Origin of the sequence: Pararhizobium sp. O133 (assembly GCF_051669845.1) — a bacterium.
Classification (GTDB): domain Bacteria; phylum Pseudomonadota; class Alphaproteobacteria; order Rhizobiales; family Rhizobiaceae; genus Pararhizobium.
Genome location: NZ_CP196426.1, coordinates 1,008,405 through 1,033,750, shown reverse-complemented (window position 1 = coordinate 1,033,750; position 25,346 = coordinate 1,008,405). Strand labels below are relative to the sequence as shown.

Genomic DNA, 25,346 nt, shown 5'->3' with positions numbered 1-25,346 from the left:
TTGCCGGTCCGGACCGCCATCCGGGGAGGTGTCCCCAAGGGCAAGGATCCGGATCAGATCTTGCCGTCGTCCTCGAAGACTTCGGTCCAGTCCTTCACAAGCCCGTCGAGAGCTTCCTTGGCTGTTCCGTCGCCGGCAATCACGTAATTGTGGACCCGCTTCTGCATGGCTTGCAAGAGCGGCGCATAGCTCGGCTCGGCCCAGAAATCCTTGACGATGGCCATGGAGTCGAGGAACGCCTGCGCATAGGGCTGGCTGGCGGCAAAGCCCGGCGCGTTGACGACCGCGTTGAGGCAGGAATAACCGCCGAGTTCCCACCATTTCGCCTGAACGTCGGGCTGTGCGAACCATTTGATGTATTGCAGCGCCTGGTCCTGCTTTTCGGAATAGGCGACAACGGAAATGCCCTGGCCGCCAAGCTGGGCGAAATGCTTCTTTTCCGCCGGATTCGGGAAGAAGCCGATCCGGTCGCCGCCGACCTTCTCGTCCTTGTAGAGCCCGGGCCAGGTGAAGGCGAAGTTCATCTGCATCGCCACCTGACCGGATTTGAAGGCATCCGCAGATTCCGTCATGTAGACATTGGAACTGCCGGGCGGCGTGCAGCAATCATAGAGCGACTTGTAGAATTCGAGACCCTTGACCGCATCCTCCGAGTTGACGAAGCCTTCCATCTCATAAGGCTTGTCCGGATTGTCGTACTGGAAGCCCCAGTCGTAGAGGACATTGGTGACGCCCATGGTGATGCCTTCGGAACCGCGCTCCGTATAGATCGAGGCGCCATAGATCGTCTGCCCGTCGACCGTGCGGTTCTGGAAGAATTCGGCGATCTGCTTCAGTTGCTCATAGGTCTTGGGCGCATCGAGCTTCCAGCCGTATTTCTCCTGGAATTCCTTCTGCAATTCCGGCTTTTCGAACCAGTCCTTGCGATAGGTCCAGCCGACGACGTCGCCCATGGCCGGCAGCGCCCAGTAATTCGGCGTATTCTTTGGCCATTCCGAATAGCCGACAACGGTCGCCGGCAAGAAGTCATCCATCTTGATGCCTTCCTTGTCGAAGAACTCGTTGAGCTTGACGTAATGGCCGTTTTCCGCCGAGCCGCCGATCCACTGGCTGTCACCGATGATCAGGTCGCAGAGCTTGCCGTGGGAGTTGAGTTCGTTGAGGAAGCGGTCGGCATAGCTGGTCCACGGCACGAATTCGAACTTCATTGTCGTACCGGTCTTGGCGGTGAAATCCTTGGACAGTTCCACCAGCGCGTTCGCCGGGTCCCAGGCGGCCCAGCACAGCGTCAGCTCTTCGGCCTGCGACACCGACGGCAGCGCCGTGAACATCGTCAGCATCGTTGTTGCGCCCAGAAGGGCCTTGGTCAATTTCCGCATGTAATCCTCCCAGATACAGAAGCCGGCACCACGCCGCCTTCGCGAATTCGACTGCGGCACGCAGTTGCCCATCCCGTTCCCACGGATGTGCACCAGCGCACCGTCACCTGCCGGGGACAGCACCACGCTTGAATTTTACTGAGCTCCCCGCCCGTCGCTCCCGACCTCACATCCGCCGTGTTGAGCAATATGTTTAGTGATAATCAATTTACTCAACATGACAAGAGACAATCGTTGCTGCAGCGCACAACTGCACTGCAACGATAATGACGGCCGTTTTCGTTGAATGGAAATATGTTCGACTAAACAAATAGTTCAGTTGATGCGCGCTTACCGCTAACGCCGAAACAAAACATCCCCGAATGCCGGAGCATTCGGGGATGCGAGATAGAACGGCCTGAACCGTCGGGAATTGTCTGGGAATCACCCCATGCGTTCGGAGGCATACGACCCCGGGCTTGCCGGGAAGACGACGGTACGATTGCCGTTGATGAAGGTGCGGTTGTGGATATGGGCATGCACGGCGCGGGCCAGAACCTGGCTTTCGACATCGCGGCCGATCGAGACGTAATCCTCGGCCGATTGCGCATGGGTAATTCGAGCGATGTCCTGCTCGATGATCGGACCTTCATCGAGATCGGCGGTGACGTAATGCGCCGTCGCACCGATCAGTTTCACCCCGCGCTCGTACGCCTGCTTGTAGGGATTGGCGCCCTTGAACGACGGCAGGAATGAATGATGGATGTTGATGATCTGCCCCGACATCTTCTGGCAGATCGCGTCCGACAGGATCTGCATGTAGCGGGCCAGCACGATCAGTTCCGCGCCGGTCTGCTCGACCACGTCCATCATCCGCGCCTCGGCTTGCGCCTTGTTCGCTTTCGTCACCGGAATGTGGTGGAACGGGATGTCGTGGTTGACCACCACCTTCTGGTAGTCGAAATGGTTGGAGATGACGCCGACGATATCGATCGGCAGTGCGCCGATCTTCCAGCGATAGAGAAGGTCGTTCAGGCAGTGGCCGAACCGCGACACCATCAAGAGCACCTTCATTCGGTGCTCGCTGTCGCGGATATCGGCCACCATGCCGAACTTCGTCTTCACCGCCTCGAACCCCGCCGAAAGTTTTTCCAGCGACGCTCCTTCCTGGCTGATGAAGGTCAGGCGCATGAAGAACAGCCCTGTTTCCAGATCATCGAACTGCGAACTGTCGGAGATGTAGCAACCCTCTTCCGCAAGATAACCCGTGATCGCAGCGACAATGCCGCGCGTGGACTTGCAGGATACGGTCAGGACGTAGCTTTTCATGGGTCTCAGTCTCTTGGCTCGAGGTCTTCGCCGGCCCTCCCGGCCCGGCATCGTGAAACGGAAGCTATCGCGACGCCGGCCCGCCCGTCCATCCGTTTCGCGACATCGGATAGCAGGAACAGGCCATGTCGTCTCTTCTCTTCTTCGAACGTCAGGCGAAGCTCAGATGTCGAGTGTCGTCTGACGTTCCCATTCGGTGAACTGGGAGGCGTAATTGTTCCACTCGATATGCTTGAGCTTCAGGTAGGATGCGGAGAACTCGAGGCCGAGCGCGGCTTTCAGTTCCTCGTCCTTGTCGTATTCGCGCAAGGCGTCCAACAGGTTCAGCGGAAGCTTCGGTGCGTCCTTCACCGTATGCCCGTCCTTGTACATGTCGATATCGTGGTGCGGGCCGGGATCGGCATTCGTGCGCAATCCCGAAAGGCCGGCGGCAATGATGATCGCCTGCAACAGGTACGGATTGACCGCACCATCGGGCAGGCGAAGCTCGAAACGGCCGGGGCCGGGCACGCGCACCATGTGGGTGCGGTTGTTGCCGGTCCAGGTCACCGAATTCGGAGCCCATGTAGCGCCCGAGATGGTGCGCGGCGCGTTGATGCGCTTGTAGGAATTGACCGTCGGATTGGTGATGGCGGCAAGCGCCGAGGCATGCTTCATGATGCCGCCAAGGAATGTACGGCCCTTGGCGGACAGGCCGAATGGCATGGCCTTGTCGGCGAATGCGTTGGTCTTGCCTTCGAGATCCCAGACAGAGATATGGGCGTGGCAGCCATTGCCCGTCAGCCCCTTGAAGGGTTTCGGCATGAACGTCGCCCGGAGCCCGTGCTTTTCGGCGATCGACTTGACCATGAACTTGAAGAAGGAATGTTTGTCGGCCGTCTGCAGCGCATCGTCATATTCCCAGTTCATCTCGAACTGGCCGTTCGCGTCTTCATGGTCGTTCTGGTAAGGCTTCCAGCCCAGTTCCAGCATCGCGTCGCAGATTTCGGCGATGACATCGTAGCGGCGCATGACGGCCTGCTGATCGTAGCAGGGCTTTTCCGCCGTATCGTACTGGTCCGAGATCACCGAGCCATCCGGCGAGATCAGGAAGAATTCCGGCTCGACGCCGGTCTTGACGCGCAGGCCTTCCTTGGCGGCTTCGTCGATCAGCCTTTTCAAGAGCACGCGCGGTGCCTGGTCGACCGGCTTGTCGTCCATGACGCAATCGGCGGCGACCCAGGCGACATCCTTTTTCCAGGGAAGCTGGATGACCGAGGATGCATCGGGCATGGCGAAGAGATCGGGATGGGCGGGCGTGAGATCGAGCCAGGTGGCGAAACCGGCGAAACCGGCGCCATCAGCCTGCATGTCTGCAATGGCTTGTGCCGGGACCAGCTTGGCCCGCTGGCCACCGAACAGGTCGGTATAGCTGATCATGAAATATTTGATGTCGCGTTCCTTCGCGAATGTCAAAAGATCGAGTGTCACTGTGTTCCCCTTTGGATTATTCAGACACTTTTTCATGGGAATGACCGCCGCTGTCTTGGGAGATCAACGACGGCCGATTTTTATCGATTGTCAGAAACCTCCCTTGCCCGGGATCCAGCTGGTGCCGGCGAGCGGCACCTGCGCCATGGCGGAGGCCTCGATCGTCAGGGCGACGAGATCCTCCGGCTCCAGGTTGTGGAGGTGGTTCTTGCCGCAGGCGCGCGCGATGGTCTGCGCTTCCAGCGTCATCACCTTGAGGTAGTTGGCGAGGCGGCGGCCGGCTGTGACCGGATCGAGACGCTTGGCAAGCTCCGGATCCTGCGTGGTGATGCCGGCCGGATCCTTGCCTTCATGCCAGTCGTCGTATGCGCCAGCGGTGGTGCCCAGCTTCTGGTATTCCTCTTCCCAGTGCGGGTCGTTGTCACCGATGGCAACGAGAGCGGCCGTGCCAATCGCGACCGCGTCAGCGCCGAGCGCCAGCGCCTTGGCAACGTCGGCTCCCGAGCGGACGCCGCCCGAGATGATCAGTTGCACCTTGCGGTGCATGCCGAGATCCTGCAACGCCTGGACGGCCGGGCGAATGCAGGCGAGCGTCGGCATGCCGACATTCTCGATGAAGACGTCCTGCGTTGCCGCCGTGCCACCCTGCATGCCGTCGAGCACGACGACGTCGGCGCCGGCTTTTACCGCCAGAGCGGTATCGTAATAGGGACGCGCGCCACCGACCTTCACATAGATCGGCTTTTCCCAATCGGTGATTTCGCGCAGTTCCATGATCTTGATCTCGAGATCGTCCGGACCGGTCCAGTCGGGATGGCGGCAGGCCGAGCGCTGGTCGATGCCCTTTGGCAGGTTGCGCATGTTGGCGACGCGATCGGAAATCTTCTGGCCGAGCAGCATGCCGCCGCCGCCGGGCTTGGCTCCCTGGCCGACCACGACCTCGATCGCATCGGCGCGGCGCAGGTCGCGCGGGTTCATGCCATAGCGCGACGGCAGATACTGATAGACGAGCGTCTGCGAATGCCCGCGCTCCTCGTCCGTCATGCCGCCGTCGCCGGTGGTGGTCGAAGTGCCGGCGATCGTCGCACCACGCCCGAGCGCTTCCTTGGCATTGCCCGACAGCGCGCCGAAGCTCATGCCGGCAATGGTGATCGGCGTCTTCAGCGTGATCGGCTTCTTGGCGAAGCGTGAGCCGAGAACGACGGACGTGTCGCATTTCTCGCGATAGCCTTCGAGCGGATACCGGGAGATCGACGCACCCAGGAACAGCAGGTCGTCGAAATGCGGAACCTTGCGCTTGGTGCCGGCACCGCGAATGTCGTAAATGCCGGTTGCCGCAGCACGTCGGATTTCGGCAAGCGTATAATCGTCGAATGTGGCTGACTTGCGCGGCGGGGTATAGGGGTTGTGATAGCTCATGAAATGATCCCTGCCTTAGTACGCGTCAGCGTTATCGATGTTGAAATTGTAGAGTTTGCGGGAAGAGCCGTAGCGCTTGAACTCTTCCGGAGCGACACCGGTCACGCCGGCCTTTTCCAGAAGCTCGGCCAGCACCTTGATATGCTTCGGCTTCATTTCCTTCTCGACGCAATCGGCACCCAGGCTCTTGACCTCGCCGCGCACAAAGAGCTTGGCCTCGTACAACGAATCCCCCAGCGCATCGCCGGCATTGCCGAGCACGACGAGATGGCCGGACTGCCCCATGAAGGCAGACATGTGGCCGATATTGCCGTGAACGACGATATCGATGCCCTTCATCGAGATGCCGCAACGCGAGGCGGCATTGCCCTTGATGACCAGAAGACCACCGCGACCGGTGGCGCCGGCATATTGCGAGGCGTCGCCTTCGATGACGACGGTGCCGGACATCATGTTTTCAGCGACGCCCGGCCCCGCGGACCCGTGAACGGTAACGGCGCCGCCGTCATTCATGCCGGCGCAGTAATAGCCGACGCTGCCCCGCACCTCGACGGTGACCGGCTGGTCGATGCCGACGGCAACGGCGTGGCTGCCGCGCGGATTGACGACCTCGAAATTCGTATCGTTGGTTCCAGGGGCAATGGCATGCAGGGCGCCGTTCAGTTCGCGCAGCGGCGTGGTGGCAAGATCGAAGGTACGCATCGCTTCCAGACTTTCTCGTTTTACGCTGACATTCACGTTCAGGCCGCCTTCTCATGATCCCAGAAATAGACGGTGGCGGGCTCCGGCTCCCAGACGCGGGCATCCTCGATACCCGGCAGATTGACGAGCGCGCGGTATTCCGAACCAAAGGCGATGTACTGGTCGGTCTCGGCCATGACGGCCGGCTTGCAGGCGATGGGGTCGCGGACGACGCCGAAGCCGGACTTGGTGCCGACGACGAAGGTGAAGAAACCATCGAGATCATCGAGCGCGCTGGTGAGCGCCTGGCCCAGATCCTTGCCCTTGGCCATTTCGGCCGTGAGATAGGCGGCGGCGACTTCCGTATCGTTCTGCGTCTCGAAAGTCATGCCTTCGCGCACCAGTTCGCGGCGCAGGTTGTTGTGATTGGAGAGCGAGCCATTGTGCACGAGGCACTGATCGGCACCGGTCGAGAACGGGTGGGCGCCGAGCGTGGTCACTGCCGACTCTGTCGCCATGCGGGTATGGCCAATGCCGTGCGTGCCGGCCATGTCGCGAATACCAAAGCGGGAAACCACATCCTTTGGGAGCCCGACTTCCTTGTAGATTTCGACGCTGTCGCCCGAGCCCATGACACGGATTTCGGGGCGCTCCTTCGCCAGCAACTCGCGCACGGCGGCAGCCTGATCGGCAGCGGCCTCGATGACCGCATGCGTGTTCTTCAATGCGACGGAAACGCTGGCATCGGCCGGCTTCAGCAGCTTTGCCAAGCCGGCAAAATCAGTCGCCGGCGCTGCCGATTGAACCGTGATTTTCGCCCGCCCATCGGACGGCGCGCCGTAGATCGCAATGCCCGCGCTATCCGGCCCGCGGTCGGTCATGGTGACCAGCATATCGGACAGCATGGCGCCCAGTTTCGGCTCCAGACTCTTGTCCTTCAAAAACAATCCGACAATTCCGCACATGGAGACAATCCTTCGTTTTCGTTGATGAAAAGATGGATAGCACCCGTGATTTCGATTTTCAACTGAGAAGAAAGTTATTTTCTTTTAAAGCAAGATTTTTGTGGCAGCTTAATCTTGGCTCATTCGTTGTGACCGGAAGCCTGAAATGCTATATAACCAGCTGATTGGTCAGGAGATCTCAATGAAAAAGCTCAATCTGGCGGATGTCAAAACACATTTGAGCGAATTGGTCACTGAAGTTGAGGCTGGGGAAACTGTCCAGATTCTCCGGCTTGGAAAACCGGTCGCTCAACTTACAGCTATCGAAGCTCCCCTCAAGCCGATCGATCTGGATTGGTTGATATCTGTGACAGAAGACATGCCATATCAGGAGCAAAGCGCCGGCGAATTCATTCGCGAAATGCGCGACAACGAACGTTATTGAGATCGCTACCGCATTATTATGTTCTACATCGACACATCCATCTTGGTTGCAGCGCTCACCGCCGAAGCGAAGTCTTTGGAAATGAAGCGATGGCTGAGCGAGAGGAGTGGCGAAAGATTGGCGGTGAGCGATTGGACGATCACCGAGTTCTCCGCACCCCTCTCAATAAAGATGCGCACCGGACAAATTCATATCGCCCAACGAGACAAGTCTTTGGCGGCATTCGAGCGACTTCTCTCCGAATTGCCAAGCTGGCCGTCTCGACACATCACTTTAATCAGGCTGCGAAGCTTGCCAACGACTACGCTTCGGGTTTGCGAGCCGGCGACGCTCTTCACATGGCCTTGTCATTGGAGAACAAAGCCACGCTTTGCACGCTGGATAAAAGGCTGGCGGCAGCTGGCCTTCAATTCGGCATAACAACGTTACTTCTTTGATGCGCTCTGCGAATTGTTAGATTCCACCCCGCGTCTGCGGATAGGAAATGATCGACAGATAGCGGATCGGCAGTTTGATCAGTTCTTCCGGCCCATGGCGGGCGTCGGCGTCGAAGAACAGACTGTCGCCCGGCTGCATGGTGAAAAGCCGGTCGCCGTGGCGGTAAACCACTTCGCCTTCGAGCATGTAGAGAAACTCCATGCCTTCGTGCTGGAAGGCCGGGAATGTATCGGAATCGGCGGTCAGCGTGATGAGGTATGGCTCGACGACCACGCCGGCGGTGTTGTTGTCGATATGGCCAAGCAGATTATATTGATGCCCGGCGCGCGTGCCGCGCCTCTCCAGTTCCACCCCCTCGCCCGCCTTGACAAAAACCGCGTTGCGCGGCTCTTCATAGCGCCGGAAGAATGCTGTGACGGGAACGCCAAGCGCGCGCGACAGGGATTGCAGCGTCGTCAGTGACGGCGAGATATTGCCGTTCTCGATTTTCGACAGCATACCAAGCGAAATGCCGGTGGCGGTCGCAAGGTCGGTCACGGTAATGCCGAGTTTCTTTCGGAAAGCCCTTACTTCATGGCCGATGGCAATCTCGAGATTGTTTTCCTTCGGTTCGCGCAGCGCATGCGGGTCCTGCAGGAAGGCGGCCTTCAGCGCCGGGTGTTCGTCAACCGTTACCCGGCCGATATCGATGATTGGCTGCTTCTTTGCCATCCGGCGCCGTCTCCTGTCTATCCGTGAATAGACTATCCTGAGAGTGAAATTTTCTCAACCGGGAAGAATATTATTCAAGCGGTTCGTGAATTGTCATTTGCCGCTGCGAACGCGGTGCGGCGCCGAAAGCGGCGCGATAGCTGCGGGAAAAATGACCTGCGCTGGAAAAGCCTGTGGCGAAGGCGATTTCGGAGATCGACAAAGGGCTCTGCTGCAGCAGTCGACGGGCATGATCGAGCCGCAGCTTTCGATACTCGTTGAGGAAGGATGAGCCCATCTGCGTGGAGAACAGACGGTCGAGATGACGTGGCGACAGGCCGGCAAGCGCGGCCATGGCCTGGCGGTCGAGCGGCGCCTCGATCGTTGCCTCCATCTTTTCCAGAACGGCCAACAAGCCGGGATGATTGACGCCATAACGTTCGGCGAGTGAGGCCCGTTGCGGCGCGCTCGATCCCTCCACATGGGTGTGCAGATACCAGTCGCTGACCCGCCGGGCGAAGTCCGAACCCATGCGCTCGGCGATCAGCGCATGCATCATGTCGAGCGGTGCGACGCCGCCGCCACACGTGATACGGTTGCCGTCGAGCACATAGCGCGCCTGCCGAGGCGCAAGCGAGGGAAAGGCTTCCATCAGCGCCGGCGCATGCTCCCAGTGAATGGTGAAATCACGATCCTCCAGCAACCCCGCCGCCGCCATCAGATAAGGACCGCCGGAAATGCCGCCGATGCGCACGCCTTCGCGGGCCAACTGGCGCAGGCAGGCCAGCACCGGCGGGACAGTCCAGTCGACGGGCGTGCCACCTGCACAGACGAAGACCGTGTGGAGACCGGAGGCACGACCGGGCAAGACCGTCGAGGGAACCGGTATGCCCGACGACGTCAGCGCGGCATCGCCTTCCGCGACATGAGATGACAGGCTGTAGATTTCGCGGCCGGCCAAAAGATTGGCGGCGCGCAGGGGCTCCACAGCGGACGCATAGGACATCAGCGCGAAGCCCGGAATCAGGATGAATCCGATCTTCTGGAGGTTTTTCTGCTCGTCACTTACCATGTCCTGATTATGCGCGAACTTGTCTCTTTTCTGCAAGTCGCGAAAAACAATCCTGTCATGATCAGCGGCACTCATAGGATCAAATCGCCATGCGCTACTCCGCCTTTTCCGTTTTTCTGAATGCCCTGAAGGGCAACAAGGGCTGGAAGCCGGCCTGGCGAAGCCCCGTTCCGAAAAACCATTACGACGTCATCATCGTCGGGGGCGGCGGGCACGGGCTTGCCACGGCCTATTATCTCGCCAAGGAATTCGGCGTCATCAATGTCGCGGTGCTAGAAAAGGGTTATATCGGCTCCGGTAATGTCGGCCGCAACACGACGATCATCCGCTCGAACTATCTGCTCGAGGGCAACAATCCCTTCTATGAGCTGTCGATGAGGCTCTGGGAAGGGCTGGAGCAAGACTTCAATTTCAACGCCATGGTCTCCCAGCGCGGCGTGCTCAATCTCTATCACTCCGATGCCCAGCGCGACGCCTATACGCGGCGCGGCAATGCCATGCGCCTGCATGGTGTCGATTCGGAACTGCTCGATCGTAACGGCGTGCGCCAAATGTTGCCCTTCCTCGATTTCGACAATGCCCGCTTCCCGATTCAGGGTGCGCTGATGCAGAAGCGTGGCGGCACCGTGCGCCATGATGCTGTCGCCTGGGGCTATGCGCGCGGCGCCGACAGCCGGGGCGTCGATATCATCCAGAATTGCGAGGTGAAGGGCATCCGCCGCGAGAATGGCCGGGTGGTCGGCGTCGAAACCAGCCAGGGCTTCATCGGTTGCGGCAAGCTGGCGCTGGCGGCGGCCGGAAATTCCACCACGGTCGCCGACATGGTCGACCTGAAACTGCCGATCGAAAGCCATGTGCTGCAGGCTTTCGTGTCGGAAGGCCTGAAGCCCTTCATCGACAATGTCGTCACTTTCGGCGCCGGACATTTCTATGTCTCGCAATCCGACAAGGGGGGCCTCGTTTTCGGCGGCGATATCGACGGCTACAATTCCTATGCCCAGCGCGGCAATCTCGCGACGGTCGAACATGTGGCCGAAGCCGGCGTTGCAATGATCCCGGCTCTGTCGCGCGTGCGGGTGCTGCGCTCCTGGGGTGGCGTCATGGATATGAGCATGGATGGCTCGCCGATCATCGACCGCACCCATATCGACAATCTCTATCTGAATGCCGGCTGGTGTTACGGCGGCTTCAAGGCCACGCCGGCCTCCGGCTTCTGCTACGCCCATCTGATCGCCAAAAACCAACCGCACGAGACGGGCCGGGCCTTCCGGCTCGACCGCTTCGCCCGCGGCAAGATGATCGACGAAAAGGGCGTCGGCGCCCAACCGAACCTGCATTGAGGACCTGGAAGACATGGCCAGCCTGATCGCCTGCCCCCATTGCGGGCCGCGCCCCAAGGAAGAATTCACCATCCGCGGCGACGCGGGCATCGAACGTCCGGCGCCCGACGCCGGTGAGGATGCCTGGTACGCCTATGTCTACCTGCGCGACAATCCGCGCGGCCGCCACAAGGAGCATTGGCATCACACATCCGGTTGCCGCCGCTGGCTGGTGGTTGAGCGCGATACCATGACCCACACGATCTATGCCGTCACGGATGCGAGCGCGCAGGGAGAGACCGCATGACGTCCTATCGTCTCTCCAAGGGCGGCGGCATCGATCGTGCCAAGCCGCTCGACTTCACCTTCGACGGCAAGCCGATGCAGGGATTTGCCGGTGACACGCTGGCATCGGCGCTGCTTGCCAATGGCCGCCAGCTCGTCGGCCGCAGCTTTAAATATCACCGCCCGCGCGGCATCCTGACTGCCGGTGCGGCGGAGCCAAACGCGCTGATGACGATCGGCGAAGGCGGGCGCACGGAAGCCAATACGCGGGCGACGCTGGTCGAGCTTTACAATGGCCTGACGGCCAAGAGCCAGAACCGCTGGCCCTCGGTCGATTTCGACCTCGGCGCGGTGAACAGCCTGCTCTCGCCCTTCCTCTCCGCCGGCTTTTACTACAAGACCTTCATGTGGCCGGCCGCCTTCTGGGAAAAGATCTATGAGCCGATCATCCGCAAGGCGGCGGGCCTCGGCAAGGCCACCTACGAGGCTGATCCGGATAGTTACGAGAAGTGCTGGGCGCATTGCGACCTGCTCGTCATCGGCGCCGGTCCTGCCGGACTCGCGGCAGCGTTGACGGCCGGCCGTGCCGGTGCGCGTGTCATCCTCATCGATGAAGGTTTTGCACTTGGCGGATCGCTGCTGTCGGAGATGGAACAAGGCGCCACCGAGCAGCTCGCCCATACGGTCGCCGAACTGGCAAGCCTCCCAAATGTCCGCATCTTCTCACGCACCACGGTTTTCGGCTGGTATGACGGCAATGTCTTCGGCGCGGTTGAGAGCGTGCAAAAGAATACCGCAACCGTTGACCCCAACCGCCCGGTCGAGCGCCTGTGGCGCATTGCCGCCAAACACGCGATCCTCGCCTCGGGTGCGGAAGAACGGCCGCTGGTGTTCGGCGGCAATGACGTTCCCGGCGTGATGATGGCGGGCGCCATGCGCTCCTATCTCAATCGCCACGCTGTCGCGCCGGGTCACAGCACCGTCATCTTCACCAATGATGCCTCCGGCTATGCGACCGCCCGCGATCTGGAAGCCGCCGGCCTGCATGTCGCCGCCATCGTCGACAGCCGCCCGGATGCGCCACCGAAATGGACCGGCAGCGCCCGGGTCCTCACCAATGCCGTCGTCCTCGACGTCAAGGGCGGCAAGGCCGTGAAGAGTGTTTCGGTTATGAGTAACGGACGAGCGGAAACCATTCCGGCCGATGCGCTCGGCATGTCCGGCGGCTGGAGCCCGATCATCCACCTTGCCTGCCATCGCGGCGCAAAGCCGGTCTGGTCGGATGCGAAAGCCGCCTTCCTTGCCCCGGAGAAGCAGGATGGCCTGACGCTTGCCGGCTCGGCTGCCGGGCTCGGTAGCGTCGAAGCCTGCCTCGGCGATGGCGCGGCAAAGGCCGCTTCCGCTCTACAATCTCTCGGCTTTTCGAATGCATCCGCGGCATTCGCCGCAACCGCCGACAAGACCATCGTCTCCAAGCCGCTCTGGCGGGTACAAGGCTCAAAGGGCAAGGCATTCGTTGACTATCAAAACGACGTGCATCTGAAGGATCTCGGTCTGGCGGTCAGCGAAGGCTATGGCCATGTCGAACTTGCCAAGCGCTACACGACCAACGGCATGGCGACCGACCAGGGCAAGCTTTCGAACATCAATGCCATTGGCATTCTGGCGGAAGCGCGGAAGGTCTCGCCGGCCGACGTCGGCACCACCACCTTCCGGCCGTTTTACACGCCGCTGTCCTTCGGTGCCCTGACCGGCGCCTCGAAGGCCAAACATTTCCAGCCGGTGCGCAAGTCGCCGCTGCACGAATGGGCGAAGAAGAACGGCGCCGTTTTTGTCGAAACCGGCCTCTGGTATCGCTCCTCCTGGTTTCCGAAATCCGGCGAGACGACATGGCGCGAAAGCGTCGATCGCGAAGTGCTCAATGTTCGCAAGAATGCCGGCATCTGCGATGTGTCGACGCTCGGCAAGATCGAAATCTACGGCAGGGACGCCGCCGAATTCCTCAACCGCATCTATTGCAACGCCTTCCTCAAGCTGCCGGTCTGCAAGGCGCGTTATGGACTGATGCTGCGCGAGGACGGCATGATCTACGATGACGGCACGACCAGCCGCCTCGGCGAAAACCATTTCTTCATGACCACCACCACGGCCTATGCCGCCGGCGTCATGAACCATCTGGAATTCTGCGCGCAGGCCCTCTGGCCTGATCTCGATGTGCAGTTTGCCTCCTCGACCGACCAGTGGGCACAGATCGCCGTGGCCGGCCCGAAATCCTGCACGATCCTGCAGGCGCTGGTGGACGAGGACATTTCCGACGCCGCCTTTCCGTTCTTAGGCGCCAAGGAAGTCTCGCTGTTCGGGGGTCGGCTGACCGGCCGCCTGTTCCGCATCTCCTTCTCCGGTGAACTGGCCTATGAACTGGCTGTCCCCGCCGGCTATGGCGAGGCAGTGGCAGACGCCATCATGGAGGCGGGCAGCCCGCACGGCATCTGCCCCTATGGCGTCGAAGCGCTCGGCGTCATGCGCATCGAAAAGGGCCACGTCACCCACTCCGAGATCAACGGCACGGTCATCCCCACCGATCTCGGTTTTGCCAAAATGGTTTCGGCAACGAAGCCGGACTTCATCGGCAAGGCGATGCTGTCGCGCGAAGGCATGGTTGCCGCCGACCGCCTGTCTCTCGTCGGCGTTAAGCCGATCGATCCGGCGACGACCTTCAAGACCGGATCGCATATCCTCGCCAAGGGGGCGACACCGTCGCTGGCAAACGACCAGGGTTATGTCTCCTCCAGCTGCTATTCGCCGAATCTGGGCTCGACCATCGGTCTGGCGCTGGTCAAGCGCGGTCCGCAACGTCACGGTGAACGCGTGACCGTGTGGAACGACCTGAAAAACGAATATACCGAAGCCGAGCTGTGCAGCCCGGTCTTCTTCGATCCGGAAAACGGTAAGCTCCATGGTTGATTTCGCCCTCCTCCACCGCCCCGTCCTTGCGACCGCAAAGTCCGGCGCGTTCGGCGCCCGATCAACCTCGGGCCGCATCACGCTGACGGCCTTGCCGGAAGGTCATGTGCTGCAGGTTCTGGCATCGGCGGGACGTGCGGATGTCGAACAGGCGCTCGCCCAACTCGGTGACGGCGGGGTTCAAGCCATACGCCCCTATGGTCCGGGCCAATGGTTCCTCGTCGGCGATGCTGCGTTTTCCTCGGCCGAGATTTTCGCAATGGCGGCACAGCTCAATGGCGCAGGCTCCATCGCCGACCAGAGCCATGGCCGCGTCCGGATCGGCATCGCCGGCAGCGCTGTCGAAACCGTCCTGGCCAAGGGCACGGCTGTCGATCTCGCGCTTTCGCAATATCCGGTCGGTCGTTCGGCCATGACCCTGATCGGCCATATCTCGGCGCTGATCACCCGTACCGGGCCGGACAGCTTCGAGCTCATGGTCCTGCGCGGCTTTGCCGAAAGCCTCTGGGACGAACTCATCGAGATGAGCCTCGAATGCGGCGTCGATGCGAAGACCGCCAACTAGCGGAATTGTCACGTAAAGCGGGATACGTCCTCAATTTTCCGATTGTCTCGGCGCGAGGCATCGTCCATGTTTGCGTAGCGCTGAACGGGATGCGGCCGGTGAACCACTCATTCCGTTCGCGAATTCAGATCAGGAGGATAGCGCCATGGCCAAAGGTCAAGTGAAAAGCAACAAGGAAACCAGGAAGCCGAAGAAGGACAAGGTTGCAGCCAAGGCAGCCTCGCCTTTCGCCGCGACGACCCAGAAGGAAGTTCCCAAGCTCTCCGGCGCCAAGCCGAAGAAATAAACGCGCGGGCGATGGCACTACAGCCTTCGCCCGTTTCTATTTTGGCTGCGACGGCGTGAAATTAGCGACCAGCGCGTGCCGTTCGCCCGGATAGATCAGCCGCACATGGGTGATATAGGCGCCGTTGCTCCAGGTGCGCCGCTCGACGGTCAGGCAGGCCGTTCCCACCGCAATCCCCAGAGCCCAGGCAATGGCCTCATCCGCAGCGACAGCCCGGATCGTATGTTCGGCCGCACTCCACGGCACCCTGTTCAACAGCCAGGGTCCCGGCGCTTCTTCCTCGAAACTTTCGGTCGCTGCATCCGGCACAGCTGCGAGGTTGATGAGACGCTGCTCGGCGCAGAAGGGTCGATGTCCCGCCAGATGAATGCAGTTGACGTCCAGGATTGGCGTCGCCCCGTCGAGATCCAGCCGCAACCGGTCATCCGCCGTGCTGCGCCGGCGGCTCTTGGCTGCCAGCCGGTAGTCATAGGCAAGTCCGAGCGACTGGACTTCCAGCTTGATATCCCGGATTTCCAGGACGGCAGACTGCGCGCGCGGCTGCGTAACGTAGCTGCCGGATTTCCGGCGCCGCTCGATCAAGCCGGTCTTTGCCAGCTGGGTCAACGCCTTGTTGACGGTCATCCGCGAGCATTTGTACTGCTCGGCGAGATCGACTTCGAAAGGAATACGGAATCCCGGCGGCCACTCGCCGGAGAGAATGCGCGCCTCGATGTCGCCGAGGATGCGCTGATGCAGCGACAGGTCGCCCGGCGTTCCGACAGGTTCGATATCAGCGTCCACCTCTGCATCCGGCACTTTCGTCATTCTCTCACTTTCAACGATTCCAGGACGCTCTAGCAGAATTCCGCGGCCGCTGCCTGCCCCGAAAATCAGCCCATCAGTTCGTGCATCGTTGTGCGGAAGCGTGCGGCGATCGCATCCCGCTTGACGTGTCGTCCCTGCTCGACCTGCTTACGCCCGGCAACCCAGACGCAATCCGGCTTCGTTCCATTGGCAAAGAGCCAGGAATCGAGGATCACATCGTCGGTCTGGCCACCGATATCGGGCACAGCCAGGCTGACGAAATCCGCCGGGTTGCCGGCGGCAAGCCCGGTTTTCGTCGATAGCGCGATGCCGCCGCCATCGAGCGCACCGTCGAACAGCGCACGGCCGGTCGACTGGCCGGGGGCGGCCAGCACGTTGCGGGAGCGATGCGCCAGGCGCTGCGAATATTCGAGCTGGCGCAATTCGTCGGGCAGACCAATCAGCACGTTGGAATCCGAGCCGATGCCGAACTTGCCGCCATGTTCGCCGAAGACCACCGTGTTGAACGTGCCGTCACCGAGATTGGCCTCGGTGATCGGGCAGAGGCCCGCAATCGCCTTGCGCTCGGCCATGCGCCGTGTCTCGTCATCGGTCATGTGCGTCGCATGAATCAGGCACCAGCGGCCGTCGAGCTCCGTATTGTCCAAGAGCCATTGAACGGGCCGCGCGCCAGACCAGGCAATGCAATCCTCGACTTCCTTGACCTGTTCGGCCACGTGGATGTGGATCGGCCCGTCCTTGGCCATGGCGATGACGGCGGAAAGCTCTTCCGGCGTCACAGCCCGCAGGCTGTGCGGCGCCACGCCGAGCTTTCCATCTACAAGTCCCTTCACTGCCGTGCGGCATCCTTCCAGCAGACGGCCGAAGCTTTCCGTGCTGTTGATGAAGCGGCGCTGGCCCTCGTTCGGTGCAGCACCGCCGAACGTGGAATGAGCGTATAAAACCGGAAGCAGCGTCAGGCCGATTCCCGTCTCGGAAGCCGCAGCAGCGATGCGCTGCGCCATCTCGGCGATATCAGCGTAAGGGCTGCCGTCGATATCGTGGTGGAGATAATGGAACTCACCCACGCGGGAAAAGCCGGCTTCCAGCATTTCCATATAGAGCTGGCCAGCGACCGCCTCGACATGATCCGGCGTCATCGACAGCGCGAAACGATACATCACATTGCGCCAGCTCCAGAAACTGTCGGTACCCGGACCCCGCGCTTCGGCAAGGCCGGCCATGCCGCGCTGGAAGGCGTGGCTGTGCAGGTTCGGCATGCCCGGAACGACAATATCGTGGCGCTCATCGCCCGCTTGCGGGGCAACGCCGGCCTCGATCGAGGCAATCCGGCCGTGCTCGATTAGAAGCCGCACATCCTTCTGCCATCCCGCCGGCAACAGAGCCGCTTTCACATGAATGCTGGTCAAGGCCTCATCCCTTCCTGACTGTCGCCATAAAAAAGCACTTGCGCTCATTTTCTTTATGTCTATACATAATGACACGAAAAGGAAAGGCTGGAAAATGATGTCTTCCATAAAATCGGCACAGCAAAGCAACCGGCCAACCGTCTGCGATCGCCTCTGGCGAAACGCCCGGCTTGCGACGCTCGACCCGGCCTTGCCGGACCTTGGCCTTGTCGAAAACGGCGTCATAGCCGTGCAGGATGGACGCATTCTCTATGCCGGCAGTGAGGCCGGCCTGCCCTTCTCCATCGACGACGCAGCCGAGGTCATTGACTGCGAAGGCCGCTGGATCACCCCTGGCCTGATCGATTGCCATACGCATCTGGTTCATGCCGGCGACCGCGCCAACGAATTCGAAATGCGGCTTGCGGGCGCGACCTATGAGGAAGTCGCACGCGCCGGTGGCGGCATCGTTTCCTCCGTCCGGGCGCTGCGCGAGGCCAGCGAAGACGATCTGGTGCGCCAGTCATTGCCGCGTCTCGACGCCCTGATGGCCGAAGGCGTGACCACTGTCGAAATCAAATCCGGCTACGGCCTCGATCTCGAAAACGAAGCCAAGACCCTGCGCGCCGCGCGCCGCCTGGGCGAAGAGCGCGACGTCGCCATCCGCACCACCTTCCTCGGCGCCCATGCCTTGCCGCCGGAATTCAAAGGCAATCAGGCCGGCTATGTGGCCAAGATCGTGGACGAAATACTGCCTGCGATCGCCGAACAGGGCCTGGCCGACGCGGTCGATGGTTTCTGCGAAGGCATCGCCTTTTCGACCGATGAGATGCGGCTGGTGTTCGATGCGGCCAAGGCCTATGGCCTGCCGGTCAAGCTGCATGCCGACCAGTTGTCCAACCTGCACGGCGCGGCCCTTGCCGCCGAGTATGGCGCACTGTCGGCCGACCATCTCGAATATGCCGATGAGGCCGGCGCAGCGGCGATGGCAAAGAGTGGCACGGTCGCTGTCATTCTGCCCGGCGCCTTCTATTTCATCCGCGAGACGAAGAAGCCGCCGGTTGATCTCTTCCGCAAGGCCGGCGTTGCCATGGCGGTCGCGACCGACAGCAACCCCGGCACATCGCCGCTGACATCGCTGCTGCTGACCATGAACATGGCGGCGACCCTGTTCGGCATGACGGTGACCGAATGCATTGCTGGCGTGACGCGGGAGGCAGCGCGCGCTTTGGGTCTCGTCGATGAAGTGGGGACGCTGGAACCCGGAAAATGGGCCGATTTCGCCATCTGGGACATCGATCGACCCGCCGAACTTGTCTACCGCATGGGCTTCAACCCGCTCCATGCCCGCATCCGCAACGGACACTGATATTTTCAAGCCGCGTGAGCACCGCTCCGCGCATCGCAATTGAGGAGTTGCCATGACCCTTGTTCTCCAGCCGGGCTCCGTGCCCCTATCGACGCTCGAAACCATCTACTGGACCGGCGAGCCCGCCCGTCTCGATTCCTCCTTCGACGCCGGCATCGAAAAGGCCGCCGCCCGCATCGCCGAAATCGCCGCCGGCAACGCGCCGGTCTATGGCATCAACACCGGCTTCGGCAAACTGGCCTCTATCAAGATCGACGCAGCCGATGTCGCCACCCTCCAGCGCAACCTGATCCTGTCGCATTGCTGCGGCGTCGGCCAGCCACTCGCCGAGAACATCGTCCGCCTGATCATGGCGCTGAAGCTGATTTCGCTCGGGCGCGGCGCGTCCGGCACCCGGCTTGAACTCACCCGGTTGATCGAGGGCATGCTCGACAAGGGCGTCATCCCTGTCATTCCGGAAAAGGGCTCGGTCGGCGCTTCCGGAGATCTCGCGCCGCTCGCCCATATGGCGGCGGTGATGATGGGCGAAGGCGAAGCTTTCTTCGGCGGCGAACAGCTTGATAGCAAGACGGCGCTGGAGCGCGCCGGCCTCACCCCGGTCGTGCTCGCCGCCAAGGAAGGCCTGGCGCTGATCAACGGCACGCAGGTCTCGACCGCGCTTGCCCTTGCCGGCCTCTTCCGCGCCCACCGCGCTGCCCAATCGGCGCTGATCACCGGCGCGCTCTCGACCGATGCCGCCATGGGTTCGTCTGCGCCGTTCCATCCGGATATCCACACGCTGCGCGGCCACAAGGGCCAGATCGACGCTGCGACTGCCCTGCGTGGCCTGCTCAAGGGCTCGGTCATCCGCGAAAGCCATATCGAGGGTGATGAGCGGGTCCAGGACCCCTATTGCATCCGCTGCCAGCCGCAGGTCGATGGCGCCTGCCTCGATCTGCTGCGCTCGGTTGCCCGCACGCTCGAGATCGAGGCCAATGCGGTCACAGACAATCCACTGGTCCTCTCGGACAATTCCGTCGTCTCCGGCGGCAATTTCCACGCCGAGCCGGTCGCCTTTGCGGCCGACCAGATCGCGCTCGCCATCTGCGAGATCGGCGCCATCTCCCAGCGCCGCATCGCGCTTCTGGTCGATCCGGCCCTCTCCTACGGCCTTCCGGCCTTCCTCGCCAAGACGCCCGGCCTCAACTCGGGCCTGATGATCGCCGAGGTCACCTCGGCGGCACTGATGTCGGAAAACAAGCAGATGTCGCACCCGGCCTCCGTCGATTCCACCCCCACCTCGGCCAACCAGGAAGACCATGTCTCCATGGCTTGCCACGGTGCTCGCCGCCTGCTGCAGATGACCGACAACCTCTTCTCGATCGTCGGCATCGAGGCGCTGACCGCAGCACAGGGCATCGAGTTCCGCGCGCCGCTCATCACCAGCCCGGAACTGGCGAACGCCATCGCCGCCGTCCGTAAGGTCGTGCCGACGCTTGAAATCGACCGCTACATGGCAACCGACCTCAAGGCTGCCAGCGACCTCATCGGCGCGGGCGGGCTCAATGCCGCCGTATCGGCGGGCATCCTGCCGGTTCTGGAGGTTTGAGCATGATGAACGTCGCCACGACATCCGTGAATGCCGAAAGATTGCCCCTCACCCTAGCCCTCTCCCCGCACGCGGGGAGAGGGGACGACCGAATTCGCCGCACGGTCCTTCTCCCCGTTCACGGGGAGAAGGTGCCCGAAGGGCGGATGAGGGGCATGCTTGCCGCGTTACGGACAGAGGAGAAACCATGACCGCCTTCGAAACGAAACAGGGCACGTCCCCCGTCATCCTCGGCTTTCCGCATACCGGCACCGACGTGCCGCCGGCTATCTGGGAACGACTGAACGATAACGGCCGCATCCTCGCCGACACCGACTGGCATATCCACACCCTCTATGACGGGCTGTTGGCGGACGTTACGACGGTGCGCGCGACGTTCCATCGCTACGTCATCGACGCCAATCGCGATCCGGAAGGCGTCAGCCTCTATCCCGGCCAGAACACGACCGGGCTCGTTCCATCAACGGATTTCGACGGCGTTCCGATCTGGAAGGATGGCGAAGAGCCGACGGAGGCTGATATCGCCGCGCGTCTCGCCGATTTCCACGCGCCCTATCATGCGGCGCTGGGGGCGGAAGTGGAGCGGGTGAAGGCGATCCATGGCGTCGCCGTCGTCTATGATTGCCATTCGATCCGCTCGGACATTCCGTTCCTGTTCGAGGGCATCCTGCCGGATTTCAACATTGGCACGGATATGGGCAAGACGTGCGATCCAACAATCGAAGCGGCGATCGTCGATAGTGTCCTCGATCTCGACGGCCATACCAGCGTTCTGAACGGCCGCTTCAAGGGTGGCTGGACGACGCGTCACTATGGCAAGCCCGAAACCGGCGTTCATGCCATCCAGATGGAACTGGCGCAATCGACGCATCTGACCACCGAGACACCGCCCTTCGCCTATGACCAAGCCAAGGCGGCCGCGCTTCGCATTCATCTCAAAGACATTCTCACGCGCATCGAAACATCCGCGCTGACACTCGCACAACAAACCCAGGCAAAGCAAAACAGGGGAACCAAATGACCAATCCTCGTCACAACATCCGCGACGTCCGCGCTGCCCGCGGCACGGAGCTGACGGCGAAATCCTGGATGACCGAAGCGCCGCTTCGCATGCTGATGAACAATCTCGACCCGGAAGTGGCCGAGAACCCGCATGAACTGGTCGTCTATGGCGGCATCGGCCGCGCCGCCCGCACCTGGGCCGATTTCGACAAGATCGTCGAGACGCTGCGCGATCTCAACGAAGACGAGACGCTGATGGTGCAGTCGGGCAAGCCGGTCGGCGTCTTCCGCACCCACAAGGATGCGCCGCGCGTCCTGATCGCCAATTCCAACCTTGTGCCGCACTGGGCGACCTGGGATCATTTCAACGAGCTGGATAAGAAGGGTCTGGCCATGTACGGCCAGATGACCGCCGGCTCGTGGATCTACATCGGCAGCCAAGGCATCGTCCAAGGCACCTACGAAACCTTCGTCGAGGCCGGCCGCCAGCACTACAACGGCGACCTCAAGGGCAAGTGGGTCCTGACCGGCGGTCTCGGTGGCATGGGTGGCGCCCAGCCGCTGGCGGCCGTCATGGCGGGCGCCTGCTGCCTCGCCATCGAATGCAACCCGGACTCGATCGATTTCCGCCTGCGCACCCGTTATGTCGACGCCAAAGCGGAAACCCTTGATGAAGCGATGGACATGATCGAGCGCTGGACGGCCGCCGGTGAAGCGAAGTCCGTCGGCCTGCTGGGGAATACCGCCGAGATCCTGCCGGAAATGGTCCGCCGCGGCATCCGCCCCGACATGGTCACCGACCAGACCTCGGCACATGACCCGATCAACGGCTATCTGCCCAAGGGCTGGACGATGGCGAAGTGGAAGGAAAAGCGCGAGAGCGATCCCAAGGCGGTCGAAAAGGCGGCCCGCGCCTCGATGCGCGACCATGTCGAGGCGATGATCGCCTTCCAGGACATGGGCATCCCGACCTTCGACTATGGCAACAACATCCGCCAGGTCGCCAAGGACGAAGGCCTTGAAAACGCCTTCGCCTTCCCGGGCTTCGTCCCGGCCTATATCCGCCCGCTGTTCTGCCGCGGCATCGGCCCGTTCCGCTGGGCCGCCCTTTCGGGTGATCCGGAGGATATCCGCAAGACCGACGCCAAGGTGAAGGAGCTGACACCCGGTAACAAGCACCTGCACAACTGGCTCGACATGGCCGCCGAGCGCATCGCCTTCCAAGGTCTGCCGGCACGTATTTGCTGGGTCGGCCTTGGCGATCGCCATCGCCTCGGCCTCGCCTTTAACGAGATGGTCAGGAACGGCGAACTCTCGGCTCCGGTCGTCATCGGCCGCGACCATCTGGACTCGGGCTCCGTCGCCTCGCCGAACCGAGAAACGGAAGCGATGAAGGACGGTTCGGACGCCGTATCCGACTGGCCGCTGCTCAACGCGCTGCTCAACACCGCATCGGGCGCCACCTGGGTCTCGCTGCACCATGGCGGCGGCGTCGGCATGGGCTTCTCCCAACACTCGGGCGTCGTCATCTGCGCCGACGGCAGCGACGATGCAGCCCGCCGCCTGGAACGTGTCCTCTGGAACGACCCGGCCACCGGCGTCATGCGCCACGCGGATGCGGGCTATGACATCGCTGTGGATTGCGCCAAGGAAAAGGGCTTGCGACTTCCGGGAATTCTGGGGAACTGAGGCTAAACCAACCGGATAAGGCCGCCGTACCTTGCGACGGTCTTGTCCGAGGTTAGAAGAGACATGCCTTCATACAACGCTTGCGCGATCAGAATACGATCGAACGGGTCCTTGTGAATATCAGGCAATTCTTTCACGTGGACGGCATGTTCGCCGAACAATGGTAATTCGATGTAGTTGTTGGCTAATAGCTTGTCTCGAAGCCGTTCGGGATCGATCGTGAAGTCTGCATGGCCCCGACCTGTCTTGATGGCCACCTCCCAGATGCTGACTGTCGAAAACAGAACGGTGTTGCGACTATCTTCAATCAACTCTCTCGCGGCAGGGGGAAGGCGGTGAGAGAAACCCGTCATCCAAAGAAGGATATTGGTATCAACGAGCAATCTGGTCATCTGTTCTTGAATTTGTCAGGATTGCCGTAGAACATTTCCTCGATCTCCTCCTGCATCATGGTGTCGAAGTCTTCCGGAACGGTGAACTCTCCGTCCATGAACCCAATGCGGCGTTTCTTCGGCTTCTCCGGCTCATCGATTGGCCCGAGCTTGCCGATCGGCTTGCCGGCCTTGGCGATGATGAAGCTCTCGCCCTTCGCCACCTTTTCGAGAAGGCGGGACAAATGTGTCTTGGCTTCGTGAATGTTGAACGTTTCCATCACCACGCTCCGTGAACTTAGTCCGCTAAACTTAGTCCACCCACTGGAGGTTTACAATGCACGACGCGCACTCGCCCCTTTCCGGAAACCTGCAGGTGCTCAGAGCCCGCGATTATCGCCGCATGCCTTGGAAGAATGGTGGCGGTGAAACCACCGAGATTGCGGTGTTCCCGAAAAATGCCGATCTTGCCGGATTCGGCTGGCGGGTCAGCATGGCAACCGTTGCCAGCGATGGGCCGTTTTCGGTGTTTCCCGGCATAGACCGGACCTTGTCGATCCTTCAGGGCGACGGCATGGAACTGGACATCGCCGGAAGTGCGCCCGTCATCCTGACGCAGGCGTCGGAGCCTCTCGCTTTTCCCGCAGATGCTCCGACGTCCGCACGGCTGATCTCCGGCACCATCGTCGATCTGAATATCATGACGCGGCGCGGCGTCTGGACCCATCAGGTCGAGCGGCGCATCGTCGAAGGACAGCATCATCTGGATGCCGAAGGCGGTGTCACGATGCTGCTGTCGCTCGGCAACCTGCGGATCGAGAGCTATGGCAACGCCGAAGAACTCGGTAGGCTCGATTGCGCTGTTCTGGACGGCGTCGTCTACATCACCTCCGACATGCCGACGACGGCCTATCTCATCCGTATCACGCCCGCCTAAGCACAATTATTTGCGGGCGAGATTGCCAAGGACGTGGCAGATCAGGCGACCAACGACAGTCGCGGTCATGCCGTTGATGTCGCTCCTTGGCTGGAACTCGACGATCGAAAAACCTGCAAGCGTGCGCCCGGCCAGAGCCGAGGCGATGAGATCGGTCACCTCCTCCAGCCAGAGACCGCCGGGCGACAGGGCGTTAATGCCGGGGCAGATCGACGGATCGAGCGCATCAACATCGATGTGAATGAGCAAAGCTCCATCGCGCGGGATGGCATCGGCGATCGCGGCCGCGCCATTGGCCCTGACCTGACGCATCGTCACCAGCCGTGAGCCCCAAGCCTTGGCGGCCTCGACCTCTTCACGGCGGGCGCTGCCCACGGCGCGAATGCCGACCTGTGTCATCGAGCGGACGAAGGGAAGCTCGGATGCCCGCCGCATCGTGCTGGAATAGCCGAGCGGTTCATCGCCGATCTGGTCGCGCCAGTCGATATGGGCGTCGATCTGCAGGATATGCAGGGCATCGACATCGCCGAGGCCTCGCATGAACGGAATTGCCGCGGAATCATCGCCGCCGATCAGGATCGGAATGGCGCCGCCGGCGCGTATATCCCGCGTCACTGCTTCGATCGCCGCCCGGTTGCCGGCATTGTCATCCGGTCTCGTCGCGACATCACCGAGATCGACGACCGCCAAGGCACCATCGTTCAGCAACGGACCATCGAAATCGAAATCCCAGTGGTTGATATGAACCGAGGCGGCGGTAATCGCCTGCCGGACCGCATCCGGCGCTGCTAGTTCGGTTGCCTCGATGGTGGCGCCGGGATAGCGCGTTCCATGGACAGCCCCGAAAATCGCGACGGAGCCCGCAGATGCCTGTGTTGCGGTCGGAATACCGAGGAAGGTTTCAGGAGCCGGGACAAGACGATAGGTCAT

The 25,346-nt window shown here is 61.4% G+C and carries 25 protein-coding genes; 12 read left to right on the top strand and 13 right to left on the bottom strand.

The features are described 5' to 3' along the window. Nucleotides 1-53 precede the first annotated feature (53 nt). The 6 genes from ACST81_RS04755 to ACST81_RS04730 all read right to left on the bottom strand — a co-directional run bounded on the left by ACST81_RS04755 (nucleotide 54) and on the right by ACST81_RS04730 (nucleotide 7,222). Complete coding sequence (locus tag ACST81_RS04755; RefSeq protein ID WP_438751696.1) at nucleotides 54-1,379, bottom strand: ABC transporter substrate-binding protein; 1,326 nt, start codon at nucleotides 1,377-1,379, stop codon at nucleotides 54-56. A gap of 423 nt (nucleotides 1,380-1,802) precedes the next feature. Beyond that, nucleotides 1,803-2,687, bottom strand: a complete 885-nt coding sequence (purU, locus tag ACST81_RS04750; protein WP_438751695.1) for a formyltetrahydrofolate deformylase — start codon at nucleotides 2,685-2,687, stop codon at nucleotides 1,803-1,805. 162 nt (nucleotides 2,688-2,849) lie between these two features. After that, on the bottom strand, nucleotides 2,850-4,157 hold the full coding sequence (gene glnT / locus ACST81_RS04745) for a type III glutamate--ammonia ligase (RefSeq protein ID WP_438751694.1): 1,308 nt from the start codon (nucleotides 4,155-4,157) through the stop codon (nucleotides 2,850-2,852). Nucleotides 4,158-4,247: 90 nt separating this feature from the next. Then, entirely contained in the window at nucleotides 4,248-5,576 is a 1,329-nt protein-coding gene (locus ACST81_RS04740) for an FMN-binding glutamate synthase family protein (RefSeq protein WP_438751693.1), read from the bottom strand. Between the two features lie 15 nt (nucleotides 5,577-5,591). Beyond that, the gene (locus ACST81_RS04735) at nucleotides 5,592-6,278 is read right to left on the bottom strand and encodes a protein GlxC (protein WP_438751692.1); all 687 of its coding nucleotides are present in this window, start codon (nucleotides 6,276-6,278) and stop codon (nucleotides 5,592-5,594) included. 38 nt (nucleotides 6,279-6,316) lie between these two features. Then, entirely contained in the window at nucleotides 6,317-7,222 is a 906-nt protein-coding gene (locus ACST81_RS04730) for a class II glutamine amidotransferase (protein WP_438751691.1), read from the bottom strand. Between the two features lie 181 nt (nucleotides 7,223-7,403). On the opposite strand from ACST81_RS04730, the gene ACST81_RS04725 reads away from it, so the two are divergent. Continuing rightward, nucleotides 7,404-7,646 (top strand): type II toxin-antitoxin system Phd/YefM family antitoxin, encoded by a 243-nt coding sequence (locus ACST81_RS04725; protein ID WP_438751690.1) that lies wholly within the window; start codon nucleotides 7,404-7,406, stop codon nucleotides 7,644-7,646. An 89-nt stretch (nucleotides 7,647-7,735) separates the two neighbouring features. After that, nucleotides 7,736-8,083 (top strand): PIN domain-containing protein, encoded by a 348-nt coding sequence (locus tag ACST81_RS04720; protein ID WP_438751689.1) that lies wholly within the window; start codon nucleotides 7,736-7,738, stop codon nucleotides 8,081-8,083. A gap of 16 nt (nucleotides 8,084-8,099) precedes the next feature. Here the strand turns inward: ACST81_RS04720 and ACST81_RS04715 are convergent, their stop codons facing one another. Beyond that, entirely contained in the window at nucleotides 8,100-8,795 is a 696-nt protein-coding gene (locus tag ACST81_RS04715) for a helix-turn-helix domain-containing protein (protein ID WP_438751688.1), read from the bottom strand. A 70-nt stretch (nucleotides 8,796-8,865) separates the two neighbouring features. Next, nucleotides 8,866-9,846, bottom strand: a complete 981-nt coding sequence (locus tag ACST81_RS04710) for a GlxA family transcriptional regulator (RefSeq protein WP_438751687.1) — start codon at nucleotides 9,844-9,846, stop codon at nucleotides 8,866-8,868. A gap of 89 nt (nucleotides 9,847-9,935) precedes the next feature. On the opposite strand from ACST81_RS04710, the gene ACST81_RS04705 reads away from it, so the two are divergent. The 5 genes from ACST81_RS04705 (at nucleotide 9,936) to ACST81_RS04685 (ending at nucleotide 15,265) form a co-directional block, all read left to right on the top strand. Next, the gene (locus tag ACST81_RS04705; RefSeq protein ID WP_438751686.1) at nucleotides 9,936-11,186 is read left to right on the top strand and encodes a sarcosine oxidase subunit beta family protein; all 1,251 of its coding nucleotides are present in this window, start codon (nucleotides 9,936-9,938) and stop codon (nucleotides 11,184-11,186) included. 13 nt (nucleotides 11,187-11,199) lie between these two features. Continuing rightward, nucleotides 11,200-11,472: a sarcosine oxidase subunit delta gene (locus tag ACST81_RS04700; RefSeq protein ID WP_438751684.1), complete on the top strand. Its 273-nt coding sequence runs from the start codon at nucleotides 11,200-11,202 to the stop codon at nucleotides 11,470-11,472. Then, entirely contained in the window at nucleotides 11,469-14,414 is a 2,946-nt protein-coding gene (locus tag ACST81_RS04695) for a sarcosine oxidase subunit alpha family protein (RefSeq protein WP_438751683.1), read from the top strand. The genes ACST81_RS04700 and ACST81_RS04695 overlap by 4 nt, the downstream gene beginning before the upstream one ends. Further along, nucleotides 14,407-14,979, top strand: coding sequence for a sarcosine oxidase subunit gamma family protein (locus tag ACST81_RS04690; protein WP_438751682.1), 573 nt, complete (start codon nucleotides 14,407-14,409; stop codon nucleotides 14,977-14,979). The genes ACST81_RS04695 and ACST81_RS04690 overlap by 8 nt, the downstream gene beginning before the upstream one ends. 145 nt (nucleotides 14,980-15,124) lie before the next feature. After that, on the top strand, nucleotides 15,125-15,265 hold the full coding sequence (locus ACST81_RS04685; protein WP_438751681.1) for a hypothetical protein: 141 nt from the start codon (nucleotides 15,125-15,127) through the stop codon (nucleotides 15,263-15,265). 36 nt (nucleotides 15,266-15,301) lie between these two features. On the opposite strand, the gene hutC is transcribed toward ACST81_RS04685, so the two are convergent. Together hutC and ACST81_RS04675 are read right to left on the bottom strand one after the other, a co-directional pair. Next, nucleotides 15,302-16,072, bottom strand: a complete 771-nt coding sequence (gene hutC / locus ACST81_RS04680) for a histidine utilization repressor (RefSeq protein WP_438751680.1) — start codon at nucleotides 16,070-16,072, stop codon at nucleotides 15,302-15,304. 65 nt (nucleotides 16,073-16,137) lie between these two features. Beyond that, nucleotides 16,138-17,481 (bottom strand): formimidoylglutamate deiminase, encoded by a 1,344-nt coding sequence (locus ACST81_RS04675; protein WP_438751679.1) that lies wholly within the window; start codon nucleotides 17,479-17,481, stop codon nucleotides 16,138-16,140. 97 nt (nucleotides 17,482-17,578) lie between these two features. On the opposite strand from ACST81_RS04675, the gene hutI reads away from it, so the two are divergent. The 4 genes from hutI (at nucleotide 17,579) to hutU (ending at nucleotide 23,108) form a co-directional block, all read left to right on the top strand. After that, the gene (gene hutI, locus ACST81_RS04670) at nucleotides 17,579-18,829 is read left to right on the top strand and encodes an imidazolonepropionase (protein ID WP_438753378.1); all 1,251 of its coding nucleotides are present in this window, start codon (nucleotides 17,579-17,581) and stop codon (nucleotides 18,827-18,829) included. A 52-nt stretch (nucleotides 18,830-18,881) separates the two neighbouring features. Continuing rightward, on the top strand, nucleotides 18,882-20,417 hold the full coding sequence (gene hutH, locus ACST81_RS04665) for a histidine ammonia-lyase (RefSeq protein WP_438751678.1): 1,536 nt from the start codon (nucleotides 18,882-18,884) through the stop codon (nucleotides 20,415-20,417). Nucleotides 20,418-20,604: 187 nt separating this feature from the next. Next, nucleotides 20,605-21,438, top strand: coding sequence for an N-formylglutamate deformylase (hutG, locus tag ACST81_RS04660; protein ID WP_438751677.1), 834 nt, complete (start codon nucleotides 20,605-20,607; stop codon nucleotides 21,436-21,438). Further along, nucleotides 21,435-23,108 carry a urocanate hydratase gene (gene hutU, locus ACST81_RS04655; RefSeq protein WP_438751676.1) on the top strand — a complete coding sequence of 558 codons (1,674 nt, stop codon included), beginning with the start codon at nucleotides 21,435-21,437 and terminating at the stop codon, nucleotides 23,106-23,108. Before hutG ends, hutU begins: the two co-directional genes overlap by 4 nt. Before the next feature lie 2 nt (nucleotides 23,109-23,110). Here hutU and ACST81_RS04650 read toward each other — a convergent pair whose 3' ends face one another. Together ACST81_RS04650 and ACST81_RS04645 are read right to left on the bottom strand one after the other, a co-directional pair. Further along, a complete protein-coding gene (locus tag ACST81_RS04650) occupies nucleotides 23,111-23,500 on the bottom strand; it encodes a type II toxin-antitoxin system VapC family toxin (RefSeq protein WP_438751675.1) in 390 nt (129 codons plus the stop codon). Continuing rightward, on the bottom strand, nucleotides 23,497-23,760 hold the full coding sequence (locus ACST81_RS04645; RefSeq protein ID WP_438751674.1) for a type II toxin-antitoxin system Phd/YefM family antitoxin: 264 nt from the start codon (nucleotides 23,758-23,760) through the stop codon (nucleotides 23,497-23,499). The genes ACST81_RS04650 and ACST81_RS04645 overlap by 4 nt, the downstream gene beginning before the upstream one ends. A gap of 89 nt (nucleotides 23,761-23,849) precedes the next feature. Between ACST81_RS04645 and ACST81_RS04640 the strand changes: the two genes are divergently transcribed. Then, nucleotides 23,850-24,416 (top strand): HutD/Ves family protein, encoded by a 567-nt coding sequence (locus tag ACST81_RS04640; RefSeq protein ID WP_438753376.1) that lies wholly within the window; start codon nucleotides 23,850-23,852, stop codon nucleotides 24,414-24,416. A 6-nt stretch (nucleotides 24,417-24,422) separates the two neighbouring features. Here ACST81_RS04640 and ACST81_RS04635 read toward each other — a convergent pair whose 3' ends face one another. Then, complete coding sequence (locus ACST81_RS04635) at nucleotides 24,423-25,346, bottom strand: arginase family protein (protein ID WP_438751673.1); 924 nt, start codon at nucleotides 25,344-25,346, stop codon at nucleotides 24,423-24,425.